The sequence below is a fragment of the Rathayibacter sp. AY1H3 genome (assembly GCF_002932015.1).
In genome coordinates, this window is the sequence record NZ_PSUU01000036.1 from 23,083 (window position 1) to 40,611 (window position 17,529).

Here is a 17,529-nt window from a genome sequence, read left to right on the forward strand (position 1 = left end):
CTGTAACCCGTGCTTCGAAAACCATTTCGAAAACGTTTGACCACTTTCGCAAGCACTGCGGACACTGACTCCACCCGCGAAGGCGGGAACCCCCACGGCGCCGGTGCACCAGGCGGCGCCCTCGATGAAGAGAACGGTTGGACGATGAAGTTCAGGAAGATCGCAGTGGCGACAGCAGCCCTGCTCGGCACGGTCGCGGCCCTCACCGGCTGCTCGGCTCAGGACTCGGGATCGAGCGACGGCACCGTCGCGATGACCCTCTGGCAGAACTCGACCACGGGCCCCGGCCAGGAGTTCTGGGACAAGACGATCGCGGACTTCGAGGCCGCGAACCCCGGAGTGACCATCGAGTCGCAGGCCATCCAGAACGAGGACCTCGACGGCAAGCTCCAGACGGCGCTCAACTCGGGCGACGCCCCCGACGTCTTCCTCCAGCGCGGAGGCGGCAAGCTCGCCGCCATGGTCGCGGGCGGACAGCTGAAGGACCTCACCGACGGCATCTCGGACCAGGCGCGCAGCGAGATCCCCGAGGGCTCGTTCTCGGCGAACACGCTCGACGACAAGGTCTGGGCGATGCCGGTCGCCGTCCTCCCGGGCGGCCTGTTCTACAGCCAGGACCTCTTCACGGCGGCGGGCGTCACCGAGACGCCGAAGACCATCGACGAGCTCGACTCGGCGATCACGAAGATCAAGGGCAGCGGAGCCCAGGCCGTCGCGCTCGGCGCGAAGGACGCCTGGCCCGCCGCGCACTGGTACTACTTCTTCGCGCTCCGCGAGTGCAGCGCCGACACCATGGCCGAGGCGGCCGACACCAAGGACTTCTCGGACGACTGCTGGGTCCGCGCGGGCGAGGACCTGCAGGACTTCTCGGCCACCGAGCCGTTCAACGAGGGCTTCCTCACCACCGCCGCCCAGCAGGGCGCGGGCAGCTCGGCCGGACTCCTCGCCAACCACCAGGCGTCGATGGAGCTCATGGGCGCGTGGAACCCCGGCGTGATCGCCTCCCTCACCCCCGACGAGAAGCCGCTGCCCGACCTGGGCTGGTTCCCGTTCCCCGAGATCGACGGCGGCGACGGCGAGGCCGGCGCGATCATGGGCGGCGTCGACGGCTACTCCTGCTCCGCGGGCGCTCCCGACGAGTGCGTCGACTTCCTCAACTACCTGGCCACCTCCGACGTGCAGAAGGAGTACTACGCGGCCTTCAACGCGCCCCCGGTGAACACCGTGGCGCAGGAGGCGGTCACCGAGCCGTACCTGCAGCAGATCCTCGAGGCCTACAACTCGGCCCCGTACGTCTCGCAGTGGCTCGACACCGTCTACGGCCTCAACGTCGGCAACGCGCTGAACGTCGGAGTCGTCGACCTGCTGGCCGGCAAGAGCGACCCCGAGCAGCTGGTCGAGGCCGTCAACGCCGCCGCGGCGAAGGCCTAGCCACCATGGCACTCCGCGAGAGCCCGCTCCTCGGAGTGGATGAGCCCCGCGGGACCGCGCGCACCGGAGGCGTCACCTCGACGCCTCCGGTGCGCCGGCGCCGCCGCAGCGTGGGCTGGGCGGGGCGCTTCGAGATCGCGCTCCTGGTCGGCCCGGCGCTGATCGTCTTCCTCGCCTTCGTGATCTTCCCGGTCGTGATGGCGGCCTACTACGGCTTCTTCAGCTGGCAGGGCTACGGAGTGCCGACGGACTTCGTCGGCTTCCGCAACTACCTGACGATCCTGCAGGACCCCACCTTCCACGACGCCCTCGCGCACAACGGCATCATCGTGGTGCTCTCGCTCGTGCTCCAGGGGCCGGTCGCGATCCTCCTGGCGCTGCTGCTGAACCGCAAGCTGCGCGGGCAGTCGATCATCCGCGTCCTGATCTTCGTGCCGTACGTGATCTCGGAGGTCGTCGTCGGCACCGGCTGGAGCCTGATGCTCCAGACCAGCGGCGCGGTCAACGGCCTGCTCGAGAAGGTCGGCCTCGGCGCGCTGAAGCAGGACTGGCTCTCGGATCCGGCGATCGCGATCTGGACGCTGATGCTGATCATCACGTGGAAGTACATCGGCTTCGCCGTGATCCTCTTCCTCGCGGGACTGCAGGGCATCCCCGAGGAGCTGTCCGAGGCCGCGGCCATCGACGGCGCCTCCTACTGGCAGGTGCAGCGGCGGATCACCCTGCCCCTGCTCGCGCCGACCCTGCGGATCTGGGCGTTCCTGTCGATCATCGGCGCACTGCAGCTGTTCGACCTCGTCTACATCATCTGGGGCCAGTACGTGTCCTCGACCGCGGGCACCTCGACCATGGCGATCTACCTGGTCACCAACGGCCGCAACGCCGGCAACTACGGGTACGGGAACGCCGTCGCGGTGGTCCTGTTCCTGATCTCGCTCGTGGTGGCGCTGCTGTATCAGCGCTTCGTGCTCCGGCGCGACACCGCGGGCGCACTGACGGGAGACAAGCGATGACCGGCACGACGATGACGGCCCCGCCGATCACTCCGGAGACCCCTCGGCCTCTCGCGGTGAAGCGGCGCAGGCAGCCCCTGGGCCGCGGCACCACGATCGCCTACGTCGTGGCGATCGTCGTGATCGCGCTGATGCTCGCCCCGGTGGCCTACATCATCCTCGGCGGCTTCCGCACGAACGCGCAGATCACCACCGACCCGGCGGGCCTGCCCTCGCCGTGGAACGTGCAGAACTACCTCGACGTGATCACCGGCGGCGTCTTCTGGCAGGAGGTCGGCAACTCCACCATCGCCGGCCTCGCGACGACGCTCGGCGTGGTCGTGCTCGGCCTGATGGCGAGCTACGTCCTGGCCCGCTACGACTTCACCGGGCGCGGCGTGTTCTACGCGCTCTTCGCCGCCGGCCTGATGTTCCCGATGACCGTGGCGATCACTCCTCTCTACCTGGTGATCAAGAGCCTCGGCCTGATGAACTCGCTCGCCGGAGTGGTGCTGCCGCAGATCGCGTTCGGCCTGCCGACCACGATCATCATCCTGGTGCCGTTCCTCCGCGCGATCCCGGACGAGATCCAGGAGGCGGCCTTCATCGACGGCTGCAGCCGGATCGGCTTCTTCTTCCGGATGGTCGTGCGCCTGGCGATGCCCGGCGTGATCACCACGGGGATCCTCGCGTTCATCGCGAGCTGGAACAGCTACCTGCTGCCCCTGTTCATCCTCAACAACGAGTCCACCTTCACGCTCCCGCTCGGAGTGCAGGCGTTCTCGTCGCAGTACTCGGTCGACACGGCGAAGGTGCTCGCCTTCGTGTCGCTGTCGATGATCCCGGCGCTGATCTTCTTCAGCGTCTTCGAGCGCCGCATCGTCGGCGGGCTGACGGGGGCGGTGAAGGGATGAGCGGATCGCTCCGCCCGTCCGCCGCGTCCCCCGTCCCGTCCGCACCCGTCGCCCCACCCGCAGAGAGGGTCGCACCGTGACCGCACCGCACGCACCAGAGGATCCCCAGGCCCCGTCCGCCCGCACCACCGAGCTGCTGGGACGGATGACGCTGGAGGAGAAGCTCTCCCAGCTGGTCGGCTACTGGGTCGACCAGGGCGGCGAGGTCGTCGCCCCGCTCGCCGGAGAGATGGCCACCTCGACCGGGTACGCCGAGGCGACCCGCGAGGGGATCGGCCAGCTGACCCGCGTCTACGGCACGCGCCCCGTCGATCCGCTCGAGCGCGCCCGCTGGCTGTGGGCGGAGCAGCGCCGACTCGTCGAGGAGACGCGGCTGGGCATCCCGGCGATCGTCCACGAGGAGTGCCTGACCGGGCTCGCCGCCTGGCAGGCCGCGACGTTCCCGACTCCGCTCGCCTGGGGAGCCTCGTTCGACCCGGAGCTCGTGGCCGAGCTCGGCGCCGTGATCGGCGGCTCGATGCGCGAGCTCGGGATCCACCAGGGCCTGGCGCCCGTGCTCGACGTGATCCGCGACCCCCGCTGGGGCCGGGTCGACGAGTGCATCGCCGAGGACCCGTACGTGGTCGGCACGATCGGCACCGCGTACGTGCAGGGACTGCAGTCCACCGGCGTCGACGCGACGCTGAAGCACTTCATCGGCTACTCCGCCTCCCGCGGCGGCCGCAACCACGCGCCGGTGCACGCCGGACCGCGCGAGATCGCGGACGTGCTGCTGCCGCCGTTCGAGATGGCGATCCGCGACGGGGGCGCCCGCTCGGTGATGAACTCCTACGCCGAGATCGACGGGGACCCGGTCGGAGCGACGCCCACCTACCTCACGGGCGTGCTGCGCGAGCGCTGGGGCTTCGACGGCGTGGTCGTCGCCGACTACTTCTCGGTCGCGTTCCTCCACCTCATGCACGCGGTCGCCGCCGATCTGGGCGAGGCGGCCGAGCTGGCGCTCGCCGCGGGGATCGACGTGGAGCTTCCCACGGGCGACGCGTTCCTCGCGCCGCTGGCCGCGCGCATCCGGGCCGGGGAGGCCGACGAGGCGCTCGTCGACCGGGCCGTGCTGCGGGTGCTCGCGCAGAAGGAGCGGCTCGGACTGCTCGACGCGCGCTTCGACGACGCCCCCGAGTCGATCGACCTCGACTCGCCGGCCCACCGCGACATCGCCCGCCGCCTGGCCGAGGAGTCGGTGGTGCTGCTCGCGAACGACGGCGTCCTGCCGCTCGCTGCGCCGCGCCGCCTCGCGCTGATCGGCCCCAACGCCGACAGCGCGCCCGCGCTCATGGGCTGCTACTCCTTCGCCAACCACGTGCTGGCGCACCACCCGGGCGTGCCGCTGGGCTTCGAGATCCCGACGGTCGCGGACGCGCTGGCGGACGAGTTCGGCTCGGCCGAGCTGCTGCTCGCCGAGGGCTGCTCGGTCGAGGGCGACGACGCCTCCGGGATCGCCGAGGCGGTCCGGGCGGCCGCCGACTCCGACGTGGTGATCGTGGTCGTCGGCGACCGGGCGGGCCTGTTCGGCCGCGGCACGGTCGGCGAGGGCAACGACGTCGAGAGCCTCGAGCTCCCGGGCCGCCAGCGCGAGTTGGTCGAGGCCGTCGTGGCGACCGGGACCCCGGTCGTGCTCGTGCTGCTGACCGGCCGCCCCTACGCCGTGGGCTGGGCGCTCGACGGGCCGTCGGCTCCCGCCGCCGTGCTGCAGGCGTTCTTCCCGGGGGAGGAGGGCGCCGGCGCGATCGCGGGCGTCGTCTCGGGACGGGTCGACCCCTCCGGCCACCTGCCGGTCTCGCTGCCGCGCTCGGCCGGGGCGCAGCCGTTCTCGTACCTGCACCCGATCCTCGGCGGGCCGTCGGACGTGACCTCCGCCGACAGCACGCCGGTGCGGCCGTTCGGCCACGGCCTCTCGTACACGGCCTTCGCCCGGACGGAGCTGGCGGTCGAGGAGTCCGCCCCGACGGACGGCTCCTTCACGGCGACCGTGCGCGTGCGCAACACGGGCGAGCGGGCGGGCACCGACCTGGTGCAGCTGTACGCCCGCGACGTGTTCGCGAGCGTGACCCGGCCGGTGGCGCAGCTGCTCGGCTACGCGCGGGTCGCGCTCGAGCCCGGCGAGGAGGCGGAGGTCCGGTTCGAGGTCCCGGCCGCGCGCCTGGCCTTCACCGGACGCGAGGGCGTGCGGATCGTCGAGCCCGGCCGCGTCGAGCTGTGGGTGGGCCCGGACTGCGCGACCCGCGAGACGGAGGCGGCGCTCGAGCTGGTCGGCGCGGCCGCCGCTGTCGACGCCTCCTCGCAGCGCCTCGTCGGCACGCGGGTCCAGCGGGCGGGAGCGGGCGTCCCGGCCTGACCCCGTAGACAACGCTGGAAGGATCGCTCCGGCGGGCCGTGGATCCGCGGATCCCGGTGCCCGCGGGGCGATCCTTCCTGCGGTCTGGGCACGGCGCGGCTCCGGCACCGCTCTGGCGCGGCTCGGGCGGGCGCGGCAGGCTGGGGGGATGAGCGACGACGCGAAGCAGACCCTCCTCCGCTACCTGCAGGAGGGGCGCGACGCCCTGCTGCAGAAGCTCGACGGGCTCGACGAGTACGACGTGCGGCGGCCGCTGGTCGCGACGGGCACGAACCTGCTCGGCCTGGTGAAGCACGTGGCGGGCACCGAGGCGGGCTACCTCGGCGCCGTGTTCGGGCGGCCGTTCCCGGAGTCGATGCCGTGGATGGAGGACGAGTCGGAGCCGAACTCGGACATGTGGGCGACGGCCGACGAGTCCCTGGCCGACGTCGTCGCGCTGTACCGCCGCGTGTGGGCCCACTCCGACGCGACGGTCGCGGCCCTCCCGCTCGACGCTCCCGGGCAGGTCCCCTGGTGGACGAACCGCGACGTGACGCTGCACCGGATCCTCGTCCACATCACCGCGGAGACGCACCGGCACGCCGGCCACGCCGACATCGTCCGCGAGCTGATCGACGGGCGGGTCGGACTCCGGACGCCCGGCGACAACCTCCCGCCGGTGCCGGAGGAGTGGTGGCCGGAGTACCGGGAGCGCCTCGAGTCGCTGGCGCGCGCCGTGCGCGACCGGGGCTGACGTGCCGGCGTCCGTCGGCACCGCGGTCACGCCGGCACGCGCGGCGCGGCTGCTCGACGAGCTCGATCCCGCGACGGAGGCGGCGCTCGACGCGGCTCTCGGAGGTCGCGGTCGCGGCCGGGCCGCCCTGCAGCGGCGCCGCGACGGGGCGTCGCCGGAGGAGCGGAGGCAGCGGGCCGCGCTCGAGCGCCGGGCGTTCAGTGCGGAGGCGGACCCCGCGGCGCTCGCGGAGCTGGCACTGCTGCGCGCGCAGCTCCGCGAGCGGGAGGAGGCGCTCGACGCCGCGGTCGCGGGACTGGCCGCGTCCGTCGGGCCCGCAGCGGCCCAGGGCCGGATCGGCCGCGGGACGGCGAGCGGCCGGACCGGTGGGGACGAGACCGGCGAGACCACCGGAGGCGACGACGCCGACTCCCGCACCTCCACCACGCCCCGCCCGCGCCGCCGCCTCGGGGTGATCGCCGCCCTCGTCGCCGTGCTCGGGCTCGCCGCCCTCGGCACGGCCGCCTCCGTCGCGCTGGCCCCTCGCCCGTCGCTGGAGGTCTTCACCGAGCCCTGGGCCGTCCCCGACGACGTCGCCACGCGCCCGCTGTCGACCCTCGCGAGCCTCCGCGTCTTCCACTGGGGGCCGACGCGCTACCTGGGCAGCATCGCCGGAGTCGACTACTTCGCCACCCTCAGCCTCGACTCCTTCTCGGCCGCGGAGCTCGCCGACGAGTCCGTCTGCCTCTACGGGCTCGCGCGCTCCGACGGCGACGTCGTCGTCACGGACTGCGCGGCGACCGCCGACTTCGTCGCGAGCGGCATGACCCTCTCGCCCGACGACTACCAGGGCGACGCGGGCGGCGCCGGAGTCGCCTGGGGTCCGACCGGAGGGATCCGCTCGGCCGGCTGAGGCGGCTCCGCCCGACTCCACCGGGCCCGCCCGCCGTCCCCGAGCAGCCCGCCCCAGGCCCCGCCCGTCAGACCCGCCGCGTCGACGCCCGCTCCACCAGCGGCATCGGCACCAGCACCCGCTCTCCCGGAGCGCCGCTGAGCAGCAGCTCGACCGCCCGGCGGCCCATCTCCTCGTGCGGCAGCGCCACGGTCGTCAGCCCGGGGCGGAGGTAGGCGGCCAGCTCGTCGTCGTCGAACGACACCACGGCGACGTCGCCGGGGATCGAGAGCCCCGCCTCCGCGACCGCCTGGTAGGCCGCCTCACGCCGAGCGGCTTCGGGCACGACGGCGCGGGCGGACAGGTCGCCTTCGCCGACCCGGACGCGGGAGTCGGCTTCGCGTTCCTCACGAACCGGATGGAGGGGGTCGGCGACGTGCGCGCGACCCGCGTCGTCGAGGCGCTCGCGACCGCGCTGCGACTGCCCGTTCCGCGCGGACTCTGACCCCTCCGCGCCACCCCCGTCAAGGGGTGGGGCGCCCGGTCGGCGCCGTCCTAGCGTCGGGGGACGGGCCGACCGGAGGGGCGGTCCGGGATCCAGGGGAGGGCGAGATGCAGAAGCTGTACTACGCGAGCGGATTCGTGCTGCTGGGCGACGAGGTGTGCTCGGCGGTCGTCGAGTACGCGCAGGCGCTGGCGAACGTGGGGAAGTCGGACCTGGTCGTGGTGCCGTCGCTCTCGGACGAGGGGCTGCGAGGCGAGACCCGTCTCCTGGTCGGACCGGCCAGCCAGCTCTTCACCAGCCCGGCGCTCGACCGCGGCGTCGACCTCGACGATCCGGAGGCGGTGGAGTCGATGCGCGAGAAGACCCGACGGCTCCAGCCCGCGCGGCCGACCGTGCAGCCGCGCGGCGAGGGCGACGACAGCGAGGACGACGGCGGGACCGACTACCTCTGACGCCTCAGGTGTCGAGCGTGGTGCTGGGGCGCTCGCCGAAGCGGTGGGCGTACGAGGCCGAGAACCGGCCGAGGTGCGCGAAGCCCCAGCGCCGTGCGACCTCGCTGACGCTGACGACTCCGGACTCGCCCGCCCGCAGCTCCTTCTGCACGCCGTCCAGCCGGATCCGCCGCAGGTAGTCGACCGCGGTGAAGCCGAACTCGCGCCGGAACTCGGTCTGCAGCGTCCGCAGGCCGATGCCCGCCGCGTCGGCGATCTGCTCGGTCCGGAGCGGCTCGTGGGCGTGCTCGTACATGTACTCGATCGCCTGGCGGAGGCGCCCCGAGCGGGGTACCCCGAGGTCGCCGGGAGTGTCCAGCGTCGAGTGCGGGAAGGTCTCGAGCAGGGCGACGGCGACCGCGCGGTCGGCCTCGCGGCGCAGCAGCGGCGAGCTGTCGGCGTCGTAGATCACCCGGGCGACCGTCGCGACGGTCGCCGACCAGCGCCGCAGCGCCGCGCCCTCGGGTCGTGCGGTGGTGTCGAAGAGGAGGGGGCCGCGGGTGCCCTCGACCTCCTCCGCGATGCCCTCGAGGTACGCGCCGTCGAAGTGGATGAGGTTCTGGCGGTAGTCGTGGAACTCGAACCGGCTGGGACGGTCGTTGACGAAGATCGCCGGCTGCCCGAATCCGAGGGTCACCGCGTCGCCGTCGAGATCGGTGACGCCCGCGCCGGCGGTCAGCCACGAGACGACGTACTCGCCCTCGGTCTGGATCGAGCCCTGCACGGAGCCGGCGAACTGGCTGCCGCGGAGCGTCACATCGCCGTCGCCGACGGAGGTGTAGCGGTACGAGAAGTCCTCGCCGGGCTCGACGACGAAGCGGTGCCCGTTGTACGACTGCTCGAAGAGGGCCCGCGCCTGCTCGATGTCACGCCCGCCGATGTCGGAGCGCATGACCTCGTCCTTCTCGTTCATCCCGATCAGGGTCGCACGAGGAGCGCTCCTCACCGCGTGCCCCGAACGGGGAATTCGTTAAGCGGATAAACCAGTCGCGGGTCCGGCGGCGCGGGTCATGGCCTGGACGGTCGCCGCCTGGAACTGCGTGAGCAGCACCACGGTGTGCCGCGCTCCGGCTTCCACGGCGAGCGAGAAGGTGGCGCCGGCCGGAGTGGCCCGCCAGGAGCGGATGTCGCGGGTGCCGACGCGGGTCGAGTCTCCGGTGCCGGCGCTCCGCAGCACCAGGGAGTCGGGCAGCACGCAGAGCGCGCCCGTCACGCCGTCGACAGTGGAGGAGCACTCGAAGCCCGCGTCGTCGTGCACTGCACCGGCGAGCTCGACGAAGTCGGTGACCTCCATCGGCTCGTCGTCGTCGCGCCTGGACACGGCGCGCTCAGGCAGCGTGCGTGAGCCCGGAGGACTCGGGCTGCTGCGCCGGCTCGGTGACGATCCGCAGGCCCCGGCCGCTGTTGGCCTCCTCCATCAGTGCGCGCACCCAGGTGGCGTTGATCGCCGGCATGCGGCTTCCGTGGAACGAGAACTGGAGGGGGATGGTCGGGTGCAGCCACAGTGTCTGGCGTCCGGTGCCGTGCGCGCTCGAGGCGTCGAGCTGGAAGGCGAACGCCTCGTCGCGGCGGAACTTGTTGATCATGACGATCTGGAGGTGCGCGAGCGCGCGGTCGTCGATCTCGTGCGAGGTGGGGGGAGTGCCGTAGAGGAGAGCGCCCATGGTGCGTGCCGCCGTTCTGTGCTGTGTCGCGGGTGCCGGCCGCGACGGTGGGGTGCCCCGGCGAGTGCCGCCGGGAGGGGGAGTGCGAGATGGTGGGGGTGTTCGTGGGGAGCAGGACCCGGGGTGTGCTGTGCCGCCGAGTCGAGTGTCCGGAGTGTCGATCCGGGGGTGCCGGGCTCCGGGATGTCGAGCCCGGATGCCGTTGCGCCGAGCCGTCGATCCCCGCTGACGCCTGCTCTGCAGGCCCGTGGAGTCGGGCGGTCGGGCCGTCCCTCCGGCTGTTCTCCGAAAGTACGCCCCTCGTTCGGAGGGCACGTGCCGCTATCCGGAATGCGAAGCAGTGGCCCCGGCCGCCGGGCGGACTCCCAGCCGGGCGACTCCGGGGCTCAGTTGCCTGGTGCCTCCGGTGGGCGGTGCGGCTGCGTCGAGACACCGCGCTCGTGCGCGAGACGCCGCAGTGGTGCGTCGGGCGGGCCGGCGGTGTCTAGGCGTGCGCGGGAGGGTGCGCTCCTCCGCGAGTCGTCACGCAGCCGCTCCGGCGGGGGCGCAGGCGCTCAGAAGGCGTAGCGGACGCGGCAGTAGGGGAGGCGCTCGGCGAGGAGGGCGCGGAAGCGGTCGAGGGCCGCGCGCTTGAGGTCGCGTCGGTAGCGGATGTTGACGGCGCCGTTCTCGGAGACCTTCTGCTCCTGGCGCCCCGGCTGCCAGAGCAGCGACTCCGCCCTGGGATGCCAGCCGAGGTTCACCTCGTGCAGGCCCTCGTTGTGGGTGAGGAGGATCACCTCGGCCGCGAGCTGCGCCTTCGCCCGCGGGTGGAGGGCGGCGTCGAGCTGGTCGAAGAGCTCGGTCCAGTCCTGCCGCCAGGTCTCGGTGAGGATCACGGGCGAGAAGTTGACGTGCACCTCGTAGCCGGCGTCGACGAAGTCGTTGATCGCCGCGATCCGCTCGGCCATCGGCGAGGTGCGGATATCGGTGACCTTCGCCGTCTCGGCGGGCATCAGCGAGAAGCGGATGCGCGTGCGCCCGAGCGGGTCCCACTCGAGGAGCTCGCGGTTGACGTACTTGGTCGCGAAGGACGCCTTGGCGGTGGGCGACATCCGGAACAGCTCGCAGAGGTCGCGGACGTTCCCGCTCAGCAGCGCGTCGACGGAGCAGTCGCTGTTCTCGCCGATGTCGTAGACCCAGGCCTCCGGGTCGCACTGGTTCGCCTCGGCCTTGGGGCCCTGCTTGGCGATGTGCCGGGCCAGGTGGCGCTGGATCTGCTCGATGTTCGTGAAGAGCGTGATCGGGTTGCTGTAGCCCTTCCTCCGTGGCACGTAGCAGTACACGCACGCCATGGCGCAGCCGTTGGCGGTGGAGGGGGCGATGAAGTCGGCCGAGCGGCCGTTCGGGCGCGTGACGAGCGACTTCTTCACCCCGAGCACGAGCGCCTCCGTCTTGATGCGCACCCAGCGCGCGACGTTCGCCTCGTCGCCGTGCACCTCCGGGATCAGCCAGTGCGACTCGACGGGCACGATCTCGGCGCCCGGCCACCGCGCCAGGACCTCCTGCCCACGGGGCAGCTCGAGCGCGGCCGGCTCGGCGTAGATCCGCCGGATGTCGAGCAGGCGCCGCTCGCGGACCTGCGCGGACGCGGAGCTCGGAGCGGTGTCGGACATGAGTCCGTTCTACCGGCGACCACCGACATCCGCGGAGGCGGGGCCGTCGCCCGCCGCGCAGGTCCTCCGCCCGCCTGCAGGAACCGTGGCGCCGCTCCCTCAGGATGGAGACATGCCCTCCTCCGCCGACCGCTTCCGCCGCGCCGCCGTCGAGCTCGCGCAGACCTCCGAGCGGCAGGTCGAGTGGGCGCTCGCCGTCGCTGACGACGCGCGCCTCCTCGCCCTGATCGACGAGCTGCCCGCGCAGCACCGGCAGCCGTCCCTGCTCTTCTCGGTCGCGCGGCTGCTCGGCGTGCCCGACGTCGACGGCGCCGGATTCGCCGCGTGGCTCCGGAGCGAGTGGGCGCGGGTGGCGCCGGTCGCCGCCGAGCGGAGGACGCAGACCAACGAGGCGCCGCGGTGCGCGCCCCTGGTCGCAGCGCTGGAGCGGATCACGGAGCCCGGCGAGCCGGTGGCGCTCGTCGAGATCGGCGCCTCCGCGGGGCTCTGCCTGGCGCCGGAGCGGTACTCCTACGCCTTCACGGCGAGCGACGGCGAGACGAGGCTCGGGTCGGGCGCGCCTCTGCTGCGGTGCGCGGTGAGCGGAGGCGCGGCGCCGGCGCGGCTGCCGGTCGTCCCGTGGCGCCGGGGTCTCGACCTGGCGCCGCTCGACGTCCGCTCGCCCGAGGACGTCGCCTGGCTGGAGGCGCTGCTCCCGCCCGACCGCCCGGAGCGGACCGCGCGGCTCCGCTCGGCCGTGGAGACTCTGCAGGACGACCCGCCGACGATCGTCGCGGGCGATGCGGCCGCCGAGCTGCCCGCCCTGCTCGACGCGGTGCCGCCGGGTCTGCGGACGGTGGTCGTCTCGCTCGGGACCCTGGTCTATCTTCCGTGGGCCGCGCGCGAGAGCGTCCTGGCGACGGTCGCCGATCGCGGCGCGAGCCTGGTGACGCTCGAGGCGGAGGCGCTGCTCCCGCACCTCGTCGCCGCGCGCGGGGACCGCACGGCTCCCGAGCCGACCCCGTTCCTGCTCGCCGCCGACGGCGTCCCGCTCGCTAGCGCGGCCGCCCATGGCGGCACCCTCTCCTGGCTGGCCTGAGCCGCGCTCCAGCGCTGTGTGCGGGCTGCCCGAAGCTCGGGAGGTGCCCGGCGCCCGGTGCTCGCTCCGCCCCGATCCTCCGCCCACTGTTCAGGAGTTGTCGCACTCAGCGTCGAGTGCGACAACTCCTGGACTCTCGCGGAGGAGCGAGCGTCGAAGCCCGAAGCCCGAAGCCCGAAGCCCGAAGGCCGAAGCCCGAAGCCCGAAGGCCGAAGCCCGAAGCCCGAAGCCCAACGCGCAGCTACCAGCGCTCTGAGCCCAGGCGCTCGGTCTGATCCTCCGCCCACTGTTCAAGAGTTGTCGCACTCAGCGTCGAGTGCGACAACTCCTGGACAGTCGCGAAGGAGAGGGCGTCGAAGTGCAGAGCTCAGAGCTCGGAGTCCCGGCGCTCGACCCGCGCCCACTGTTCAAGAGTTGTCGCACTCGGCGTCGAGTGCGACAACTCCTGGACTCTCGCGGAGGGGAGGACGGTCGAGCGCAGGACTCAGAGCTCAGAGCCAGAGCTCAGAGCGTCCAGCGTCCAGCGCTCCAGCGCCCTACAGTCCGTCGACGACGAGCTGCGTCGCGCGCGGGACGTACGAGGTGTTCGTCGTCGGGTCCCAGCCCACGAGCGCGACCGCGTCGCCGCCGACGCGCGCGGTGATGCCCACGAGCGAGAACGGCTTGCCGCCCACGGCTCCGGACACCTTCCAGCCGAGCGTCTCGTCGGCGCCGGTCAGCGTCTGCTCGGTGCGCTCGACGGTCGTCTCGACCGGCACGCCCTGCATGGCGAAGAGCGTCGAGCCGGAGGCGCAGCGCGTGGTCGCGTCGGTGGCGCTCGCGAGGAGCGAGGCGGCCGCGTCGGCGGTGCCGGTGCTCGACACGACGGCGGTCATGGAGCGGTCGGCGCTGGTGCCGTACGAGAGTCCGGCGGCGGGCTGCGCGGTGTCCCAGCCCAGGCCGAACGGCGAGAGGCAGCTGGCGTCGGTCGCGGTGAGGCCGGGGTAGATCGAGTCGAGCATCTCCTGGATGCTCGCGTACTCGCCGGGCACGAACTGCACGCCGGTCAGCACGGCGGCCACCTGCTCGCCGGTCTTCTGAGCGGTGTCGGCGGCAGGGGCGGCGGCCGTCGCGGTGGCGGACGGGGCGGCCGACGACGAGGGGAGCGTCGGAGTGAACGGGCGGAGGGTCGATCCGCTCGTCGCGGTCCCCGCGCAGCCCGAGAGGGCGAGCAGCAGCGCGCCTCCCATCAGAGTCGTGCGCAGCAGTGTCTTGGACATCATGTCTCCCCCTTCGCCCGCCGGCGCCGCACCGGGGCGCCTGAGGCTAGCAGAGCCTCGCGTCCCGGAGGCGGCCCGGCGCCGCCTGCAGGACGGAGGCGGCCCGGTGGCACCCGCAGACCGGAGGCGGTCCGGCAGCGCGTGCAGATCGGAGTCGGCCCGGCCCCACCCGCACGACGAAGCCCGGAAACCCGAACCCACGCCTCCGACGGCCGCTCCCGCCGCCTCCGCTCCGCAGCTCAGATCTCGGTGTGCCCGAGCTCGGCTCCCGCGAGCAGGCGGATCTCCGGCTCGGCGATGCCCTCCAGCTCCAGCACAACGACGCGGTTGCGGCCGGCGCGGGTGACCGGCGAGGGGACGATCAGCGTCCGCTGCGGTCCGCGACGCCAGTAGCGCCCGAGGAGGAAGCCGTTCACCCAGACCAGGCCCTTGCCCCAGTGCAGCGTGTCCACGTACAGGTCGGCCTGCTCGTCGAGGTCGAACGAGCCGGAGGCGAGCTGCGGCCCGGCCGAGAACGCCGGCGCTGCGACGGCCAGGTCGGGGAGGCACTCCAGCGCGAGGGCACGCGCCGCCCAGCCGGTCAGCGGGGCGCCGTCGAGCGTCACGCCTCCGATCAGGCCCTTGTGCTCGCCGATGCGCGTGCCGTAGTTCACCCGGCCCTGGTTCTCGACCAGGATCGCGAGCTCGCCGCGTCCGCTCGGCAGAGTCAGCGCCCGCTCGTGGTGGTCGCGCGCCAGCACGCCCACCGGCACGCCGTCCAGCAGCACCCAGGCGCGGTCGCGCACCTCCTCGCCCACCACGAGGCGGGCCGGAGCGGAGGAGCCGTCGAGCGTCGTCGTGAAGAGCACGAAGCCGTCGTCGTGGCCGAGGTCGTCGAAGCTGGCCATCGCGTCGAGGTGCGCGGCCGGTCCGAACGCCTGGCCGAGGCCGAGCAGCGCCGGGCCGGGGACGAGCGGAGCGGTCAGGGCGGGGGCCGGCGGGCGCACCGCGGGCACCTCCTCCGGCACCGGCGCGTAGCGCGCGATGACGTCGCGGAACGCCCAGAACTTCGCGGTCGGGTCGCCGCCCTCGTCGAGCGGGGCGTCGTAGTCGTAGCTCGTCGTGATCGCGGCGTAGCGGCCCTTGTCGTTCGCGCCGCTGGTCAGGCCGAAGTTGGTGCCGCCGTGGAACATGTAGATGTTGACCGAGCCGCCGGCCGCGAGCAGGGTGTCGAGCTCCTGCGCGGAGGCGTCGGCGTCCGTCGTGTGGTGCTGGGTGCCCCAGTCGTCGAACCAGCCGCACCAGAACTCCATGCACATCAGCGGCCCGGTGGGCTGGAACTCGCGCAGCGTCGCGAGGCGCTCCGTGGTCCGCGAGCCGAACGAGCCGGTGAGGTGCAGGCCCGGCAGGCTGCCGTCGGCGAGCATCTGCGGAGTGGGCTGGTCGATGGTGGTCAGCGGCACTGTGATGCCGGAGTCGCGGGTCACCCGCACGAGCTCGGCCAGGTACTCCTTGTCGGAGCCGTACGCGCCGTACTCGTTCTCGATCTGCACGAGGACCACGGGCCCGCCGGCATCGATCTGGCGCGGGGCCACGATCGAGTACACGCGGCGCAGGTAGTCGCTGACCGCGGCGAGGTAGTTCGGCTCCGAGCGGCGCACGCCCACCTCGGGGTCGCGGAAGAGCCAGGCCGGGAGGGCGCCGTTGTCCCACTCCGCGCAGATGTAGGGGCCGGGGCGCACGATCGCGTGCATGCCCTCGGCGGCGATCAGGTCGAGGAAGCGGCCCAGGTCGAGCCCGGCGTCCTCGCGCCACTCGCCGCGGCGCGGCTCGTGCGCGTTCCAGGCGACGTAGGTCTCGATGGTGTTCAGGCCCATCAGGCGGGCCTTGCGGATCCGGTCGGCCCAGAGGTCCGGGTGGATGCGGAAGTAGTGCAGCGCCCCCGACAGGATGCGGTGCGGGCGGCCGTCGAGCTCGAAGTCGGCGGCGCCGATGGCGAAGCGGCTCTCGGGAGCGGTGGTCATCTGGATCCCCCTCAGGATCGGTGCCCGGTGTGTCCGAGCGTGAGAACGACGCGGGGCCGACCGGAGCGATCCGGCCGGCCCCGCGTCGAGCAGTGGTGCTACTCCGAGACGGTGAAGCCCTGCGCGTTGCCGTACTGGACGAGCTTGCTCTGCCAGTCGGCGAGGCCCTGGTCGAGGCTGGTGCCGTTGGCGTACGCCTGGCCGACGGTGTCGCCGAAGACGCTGTTCGCGTAGACCTGGTAGGGCAGGTACGACCAGCCGGAGCGGACGTCCTTCGAGGCCTGGGTCAGCACCTCGTTGATCTTCTGGCCGCCGAAGTACTCCGACTCCTGACCGGTGAAGTCCGAGCTGTCGAGGTCGGCCGTGGTCGACGGGAATCCGCCGCTCTGCAGGAAGACGTCGACCGAGGCCTGGTCGCTGTTCAGCCAGCGCAGGAACGCGGCGGCCAGCGCCGGGTTCTCGCTCTGCTTGGTGACGGACTGGCCGCCACCGCCGTTCTCGGCGCTGACGGCGGTGCCGTCGTAGGTCGGGATCGGCGCGACGGCCCAGTCGCCGGAGGCGTCGGGGACGCTGGACTCCAGCACGCCGGGCATCCAGGCGCCGGTCACCAGCGAGGCGATGGAGCCGTCGGCGAGGCCCTTGTACCACTCGTCGCCCCAGGCGGGGGTCTCCGAGAGCAGCTTCTTCTCGACGAGCTGGTTCCAGACGCCGGTCCACTTGGCGGTGCCCTCGTCGGCGAGGTCGATCTTCACGTCCGTGCCGTCGGTGGTGAACGGCTCGCCGCCCGCCTGCCAGATCATGCTGGTCGCGAAGCCGGCGTCGCCGGTGTCGGCGGTGATGTACTTCGACGGGTCGGCGGTGTGCAGCTTCTCGGCCGCGGCGACGTACTCGTCCCAGGTGGCGGGGACGGCGATGCCGTACTGGTCGAAGACGGTCTTGTTGTAGAACAGCGCCATGGGGCCCGAGTCCTGCGGGAGTCCGACGAGCTTGCCGTCGATGTTGACGCTGCCCCAGGTGGAGGCGGAGTACTTGTCCTCGAGGTCGCCCATGCCGTACTGCGACAGGTCGAGGAGCGAGTCCGACAGCGCGAACTGCGGCATGGCGTAGTACTCGATCTGGACGACGTCGGGGGCGCCCGAGCCGGCCTTGATCGCGTTCTCGAGCTTGGTGTACTCGTCCTTGTTGGTGCCGGCGTTGACGAGCTCGACGTCGACCTTGGGGTAGGCCTTCTCGAACGCGGCGACCTGCGCCTCGGCGCTGGGGGTCCAGCTCCAGTACGTGATCTTGCCACCGGCCTCGAGGGCGGAGTCGAGGTCGGCGGCGGAGCCGGCGCTCGTGGTCGTGCCGCCACCGGAGGTGGACGAGCAGGCCGCGAGGGAGCCGGCGGCCAGGGCCGCGACGGCCGCGACGGTCAGGGTCCGCCTGAGGGCGGAACGGGCGATCTTCATGGTGGTGTTTCCCTTCACTTCTTCGTGCTGCGGGTGCTGTGGACGGGGCAGGACGCTCCGGCTGGTCGTACCTGCCCTACCAGGTCTACGCGA

At 72.6% G+C, this 17,529-nt stretch carries 16 protein-coding genes and 1 pseudogene; 9 read left to right on the forward strand and 8 right to left on the reverse strand.

Annotation, left to right across the window (positions count from 1 at the left end):
- Positions 1 to 144 precede the first annotated feature (144 nt).
- The 6 genes from C5C33_RS13725 to C5C33_RS13750 all read left to right on the forward strand — a co-directional run bounded on the left by C5C33_RS13725 (position 145) and on the right by C5C33_RS13750 (position 7,354).
- On the forward strand, positions 145 to 1,431 hold the full coding sequence (locus C5C33_RS13725; protein WP_104224901.1) for an ABC transporter substrate-binding protein: 1,287 nt from the start codon (positions 145 to 147) through the stop codon (positions 1,429 to 1,431).
- A 5-nt stretch (positions 1,432 to 1,436) separates the two neighbouring features.
- Positions 1,437 to 2,444, forward strand: coding sequence for a carbohydrate ABC transporter permease (locus C5C33_RS13730; RefSeq protein WP_104226347.1), 1,008 nt, complete (start codon positions 1,437 to 1,439; stop codon positions 2,442 to 2,444).
- Positions 2,441 to 3,337 carry a carbohydrate ABC transporter permease gene (locus C5C33_RS13735; protein WP_104224899.1) on the forward strand — a complete coding sequence of 299 codons (897 nt, stop codon included), beginning with the start codon at positions 2,441 to 2,443 and terminating at the stop codon, positions 3,335 to 3,337. The genes C5C33_RS13730 and C5C33_RS13735 overlap by 4 nt, the downstream gene beginning before the upstream one ends.
- 145 nt (positions 3,338 to 3,482) lie before the next feature.
- Positions 3,483 to 5,729 (forward strand): glycoside hydrolase family 3 N-terminal domain-containing protein, encoded by a 2,247-nt coding sequence (locus C5C33_RS13740; RefSeq protein ID WP_104261379.1) that lies wholly within the window; start codon positions 3,483 to 3,485, stop codon positions 5,727 to 5,729.
- A 148-nt stretch (positions 5,730 to 5,877) separates the two neighbouring features.
- Positions 5,878 to 6,462: a DinB family protein gene (locus C5C33_RS13745; protein ID WP_104261380.1), complete on the forward strand. Its 585-nt coding sequence runs from the start codon at positions 5,878 to 5,880 to the stop codon at positions 6,460 to 6,462.
- 1 nt (position 6,463) lies between these two features.
- On the forward strand, positions 6,464 to 7,354 hold the full coding sequence (locus tag C5C33_RS13750) for a hypothetical protein (protein WP_104261381.1): 891 nt from the start codon (positions 6,464 to 6,466) through the stop codon (positions 7,352 to 7,354).
- Between the two features lie 67 nt (positions 7,355 to 7,421).
- On the opposite strand, the pseudogene C5C33_RS19235 reads toward C5C33_RS13750, so the two are convergent.
- Positions 7,422 to 7,628 (reverse strand): annotated as a pseudogene (locus C5C33_RS19235) (substrate-binding domain-containing protein); the annotation flags it as partial.
- Here C5C33_RS19235 and C5C33_RS19240 point away from each other — a divergent pair.
- Entirely contained in the window at positions 7,530 to 7,838 is a 309-nt protein-coding gene (locus C5C33_RS19240) for a serine hydrolase (RefSeq protein WP_146078844.1), read from the forward strand. The pseudogene C5C33_RS19235 and the gene C5C33_RS19240 sit on opposite strands and share 99 nt — an antisense overlap.
- A 107-nt stretch (positions 7,839 to 7,945) precedes the next feature.
- A complete protein-coding gene (locus C5C33_RS13760) occupies positions 7,946 to 8,290 on the forward strand; it encodes a hypothetical protein (RefSeq protein WP_104223414.1) in 345 nt (114 codons plus the stop codon).
- 4 nt (positions 8,291 to 8,294) lie between these two features.
- Here C5C33_RS13760 and C5C33_RS13765 read toward each other — a convergent pair whose 3' ends face one another.
- The 4 genes from C5C33_RS13765 to C5C33_RS13780 form a co-directional block, all read right to left on the reverse strand.
- Complete coding sequence (locus tag C5C33_RS13765) at positions 8,295 to 9,242, reverse strand: AraC family transcriptional regulator (protein ID WP_104223413.1); 948 nt, start codon at positions 9,240 to 9,242, stop codon at positions 8,295 to 8,297.
- Between the two features lie 57 nt (positions 9,243 to 9,299).
- A complete protein-coding gene (locus C5C33_RS13770; RefSeq protein ID WP_104223412.1) occupies positions 9,300 to 9,650 on the reverse strand; it encodes a hypothetical protein in 351 nt (116 codons plus the stop codon).
- Positions 9,651 to 9,657: 7 nt separating this feature from the next.
- The gene (locus C5C33_RS13775) at positions 9,658 to 9,993 is read right to left on the reverse strand and encodes an ATP-dependent DNA ligase (protein WP_104223411.1); all 336 of its coding nucleotides are present in this window, start codon (positions 9,991 to 9,993) and stop codon (positions 9,658 to 9,660) included.
- 554 nt (positions 9,994 to 10,547) lie between these two features.
- A complete protein-coding gene (locus C5C33_RS13780; RefSeq protein ID WP_104261383.1) occupies positions 10,548 to 11,648 on the reverse strand; it encodes a spore photoproduct lyase family protein in 1,101 nt (366 codons plus the stop codon).
- 112 nt (positions 11,649 to 11,760) lie between these two features.
- On the opposite strand from C5C33_RS13780, the gene C5C33_RS13785 reads away from it, so the two are divergent.
- Positions 11,761 to 12,726 carry a DUF2332 family protein gene (locus tag C5C33_RS13785; RefSeq protein WP_181136254.1) on the forward strand — a complete coding sequence of 322 codons (966 nt, stop codon included), beginning with the start codon at positions 11,761 to 11,763 and terminating at the stop codon, positions 12,724 to 12,726.
- A gap of 536 nt (positions 12,727 to 13,262) precedes the next feature.
- On the opposite strand, the gene C5C33_RS13790 is transcribed toward C5C33_RS13785, so the two are convergent.
- The 3 genes from C5C33_RS13790 to C5C33_RS13800 all read right to left on the reverse strand — a co-directional run bounded on the left by C5C33_RS13790 (position 13,263) and on the right by C5C33_RS13800 (position 17,436).
- Complete coding sequence (locus tag C5C33_RS13790; protein WP_146084476.1) at positions 13,263 to 13,988, reverse strand: hypothetical protein; 726 nt, start codon at positions 13,986 to 13,988, stop codon at positions 13,263 to 13,265.
- A 236-nt stretch (positions 13,989 to 14,224) separates the two neighbouring features.
- The gene (locus C5C33_RS13795) at positions 14,225 to 15,988 is read right to left on the reverse strand and encodes a beta-galactosidase family protein (protein WP_104261385.1); all 1,764 of its coding nucleotides are present in this window, start codon (positions 15,986 to 15,988) and stop codon (positions 14,225 to 14,227) included.
- Positions 15,989 to 16,086: 98 nt separating this feature from the next.
- A complete protein-coding gene (locus C5C33_RS13800) occupies positions 16,087 to 17,436 on the reverse strand; it encodes a sugar ABC transporter substrate-binding protein (RefSeq protein ID WP_104261386.1) in 1,350 nt (449 codons plus the stop codon).
- Positions 17,437 to 17,529: the final 93 nt, after the last annotated feature.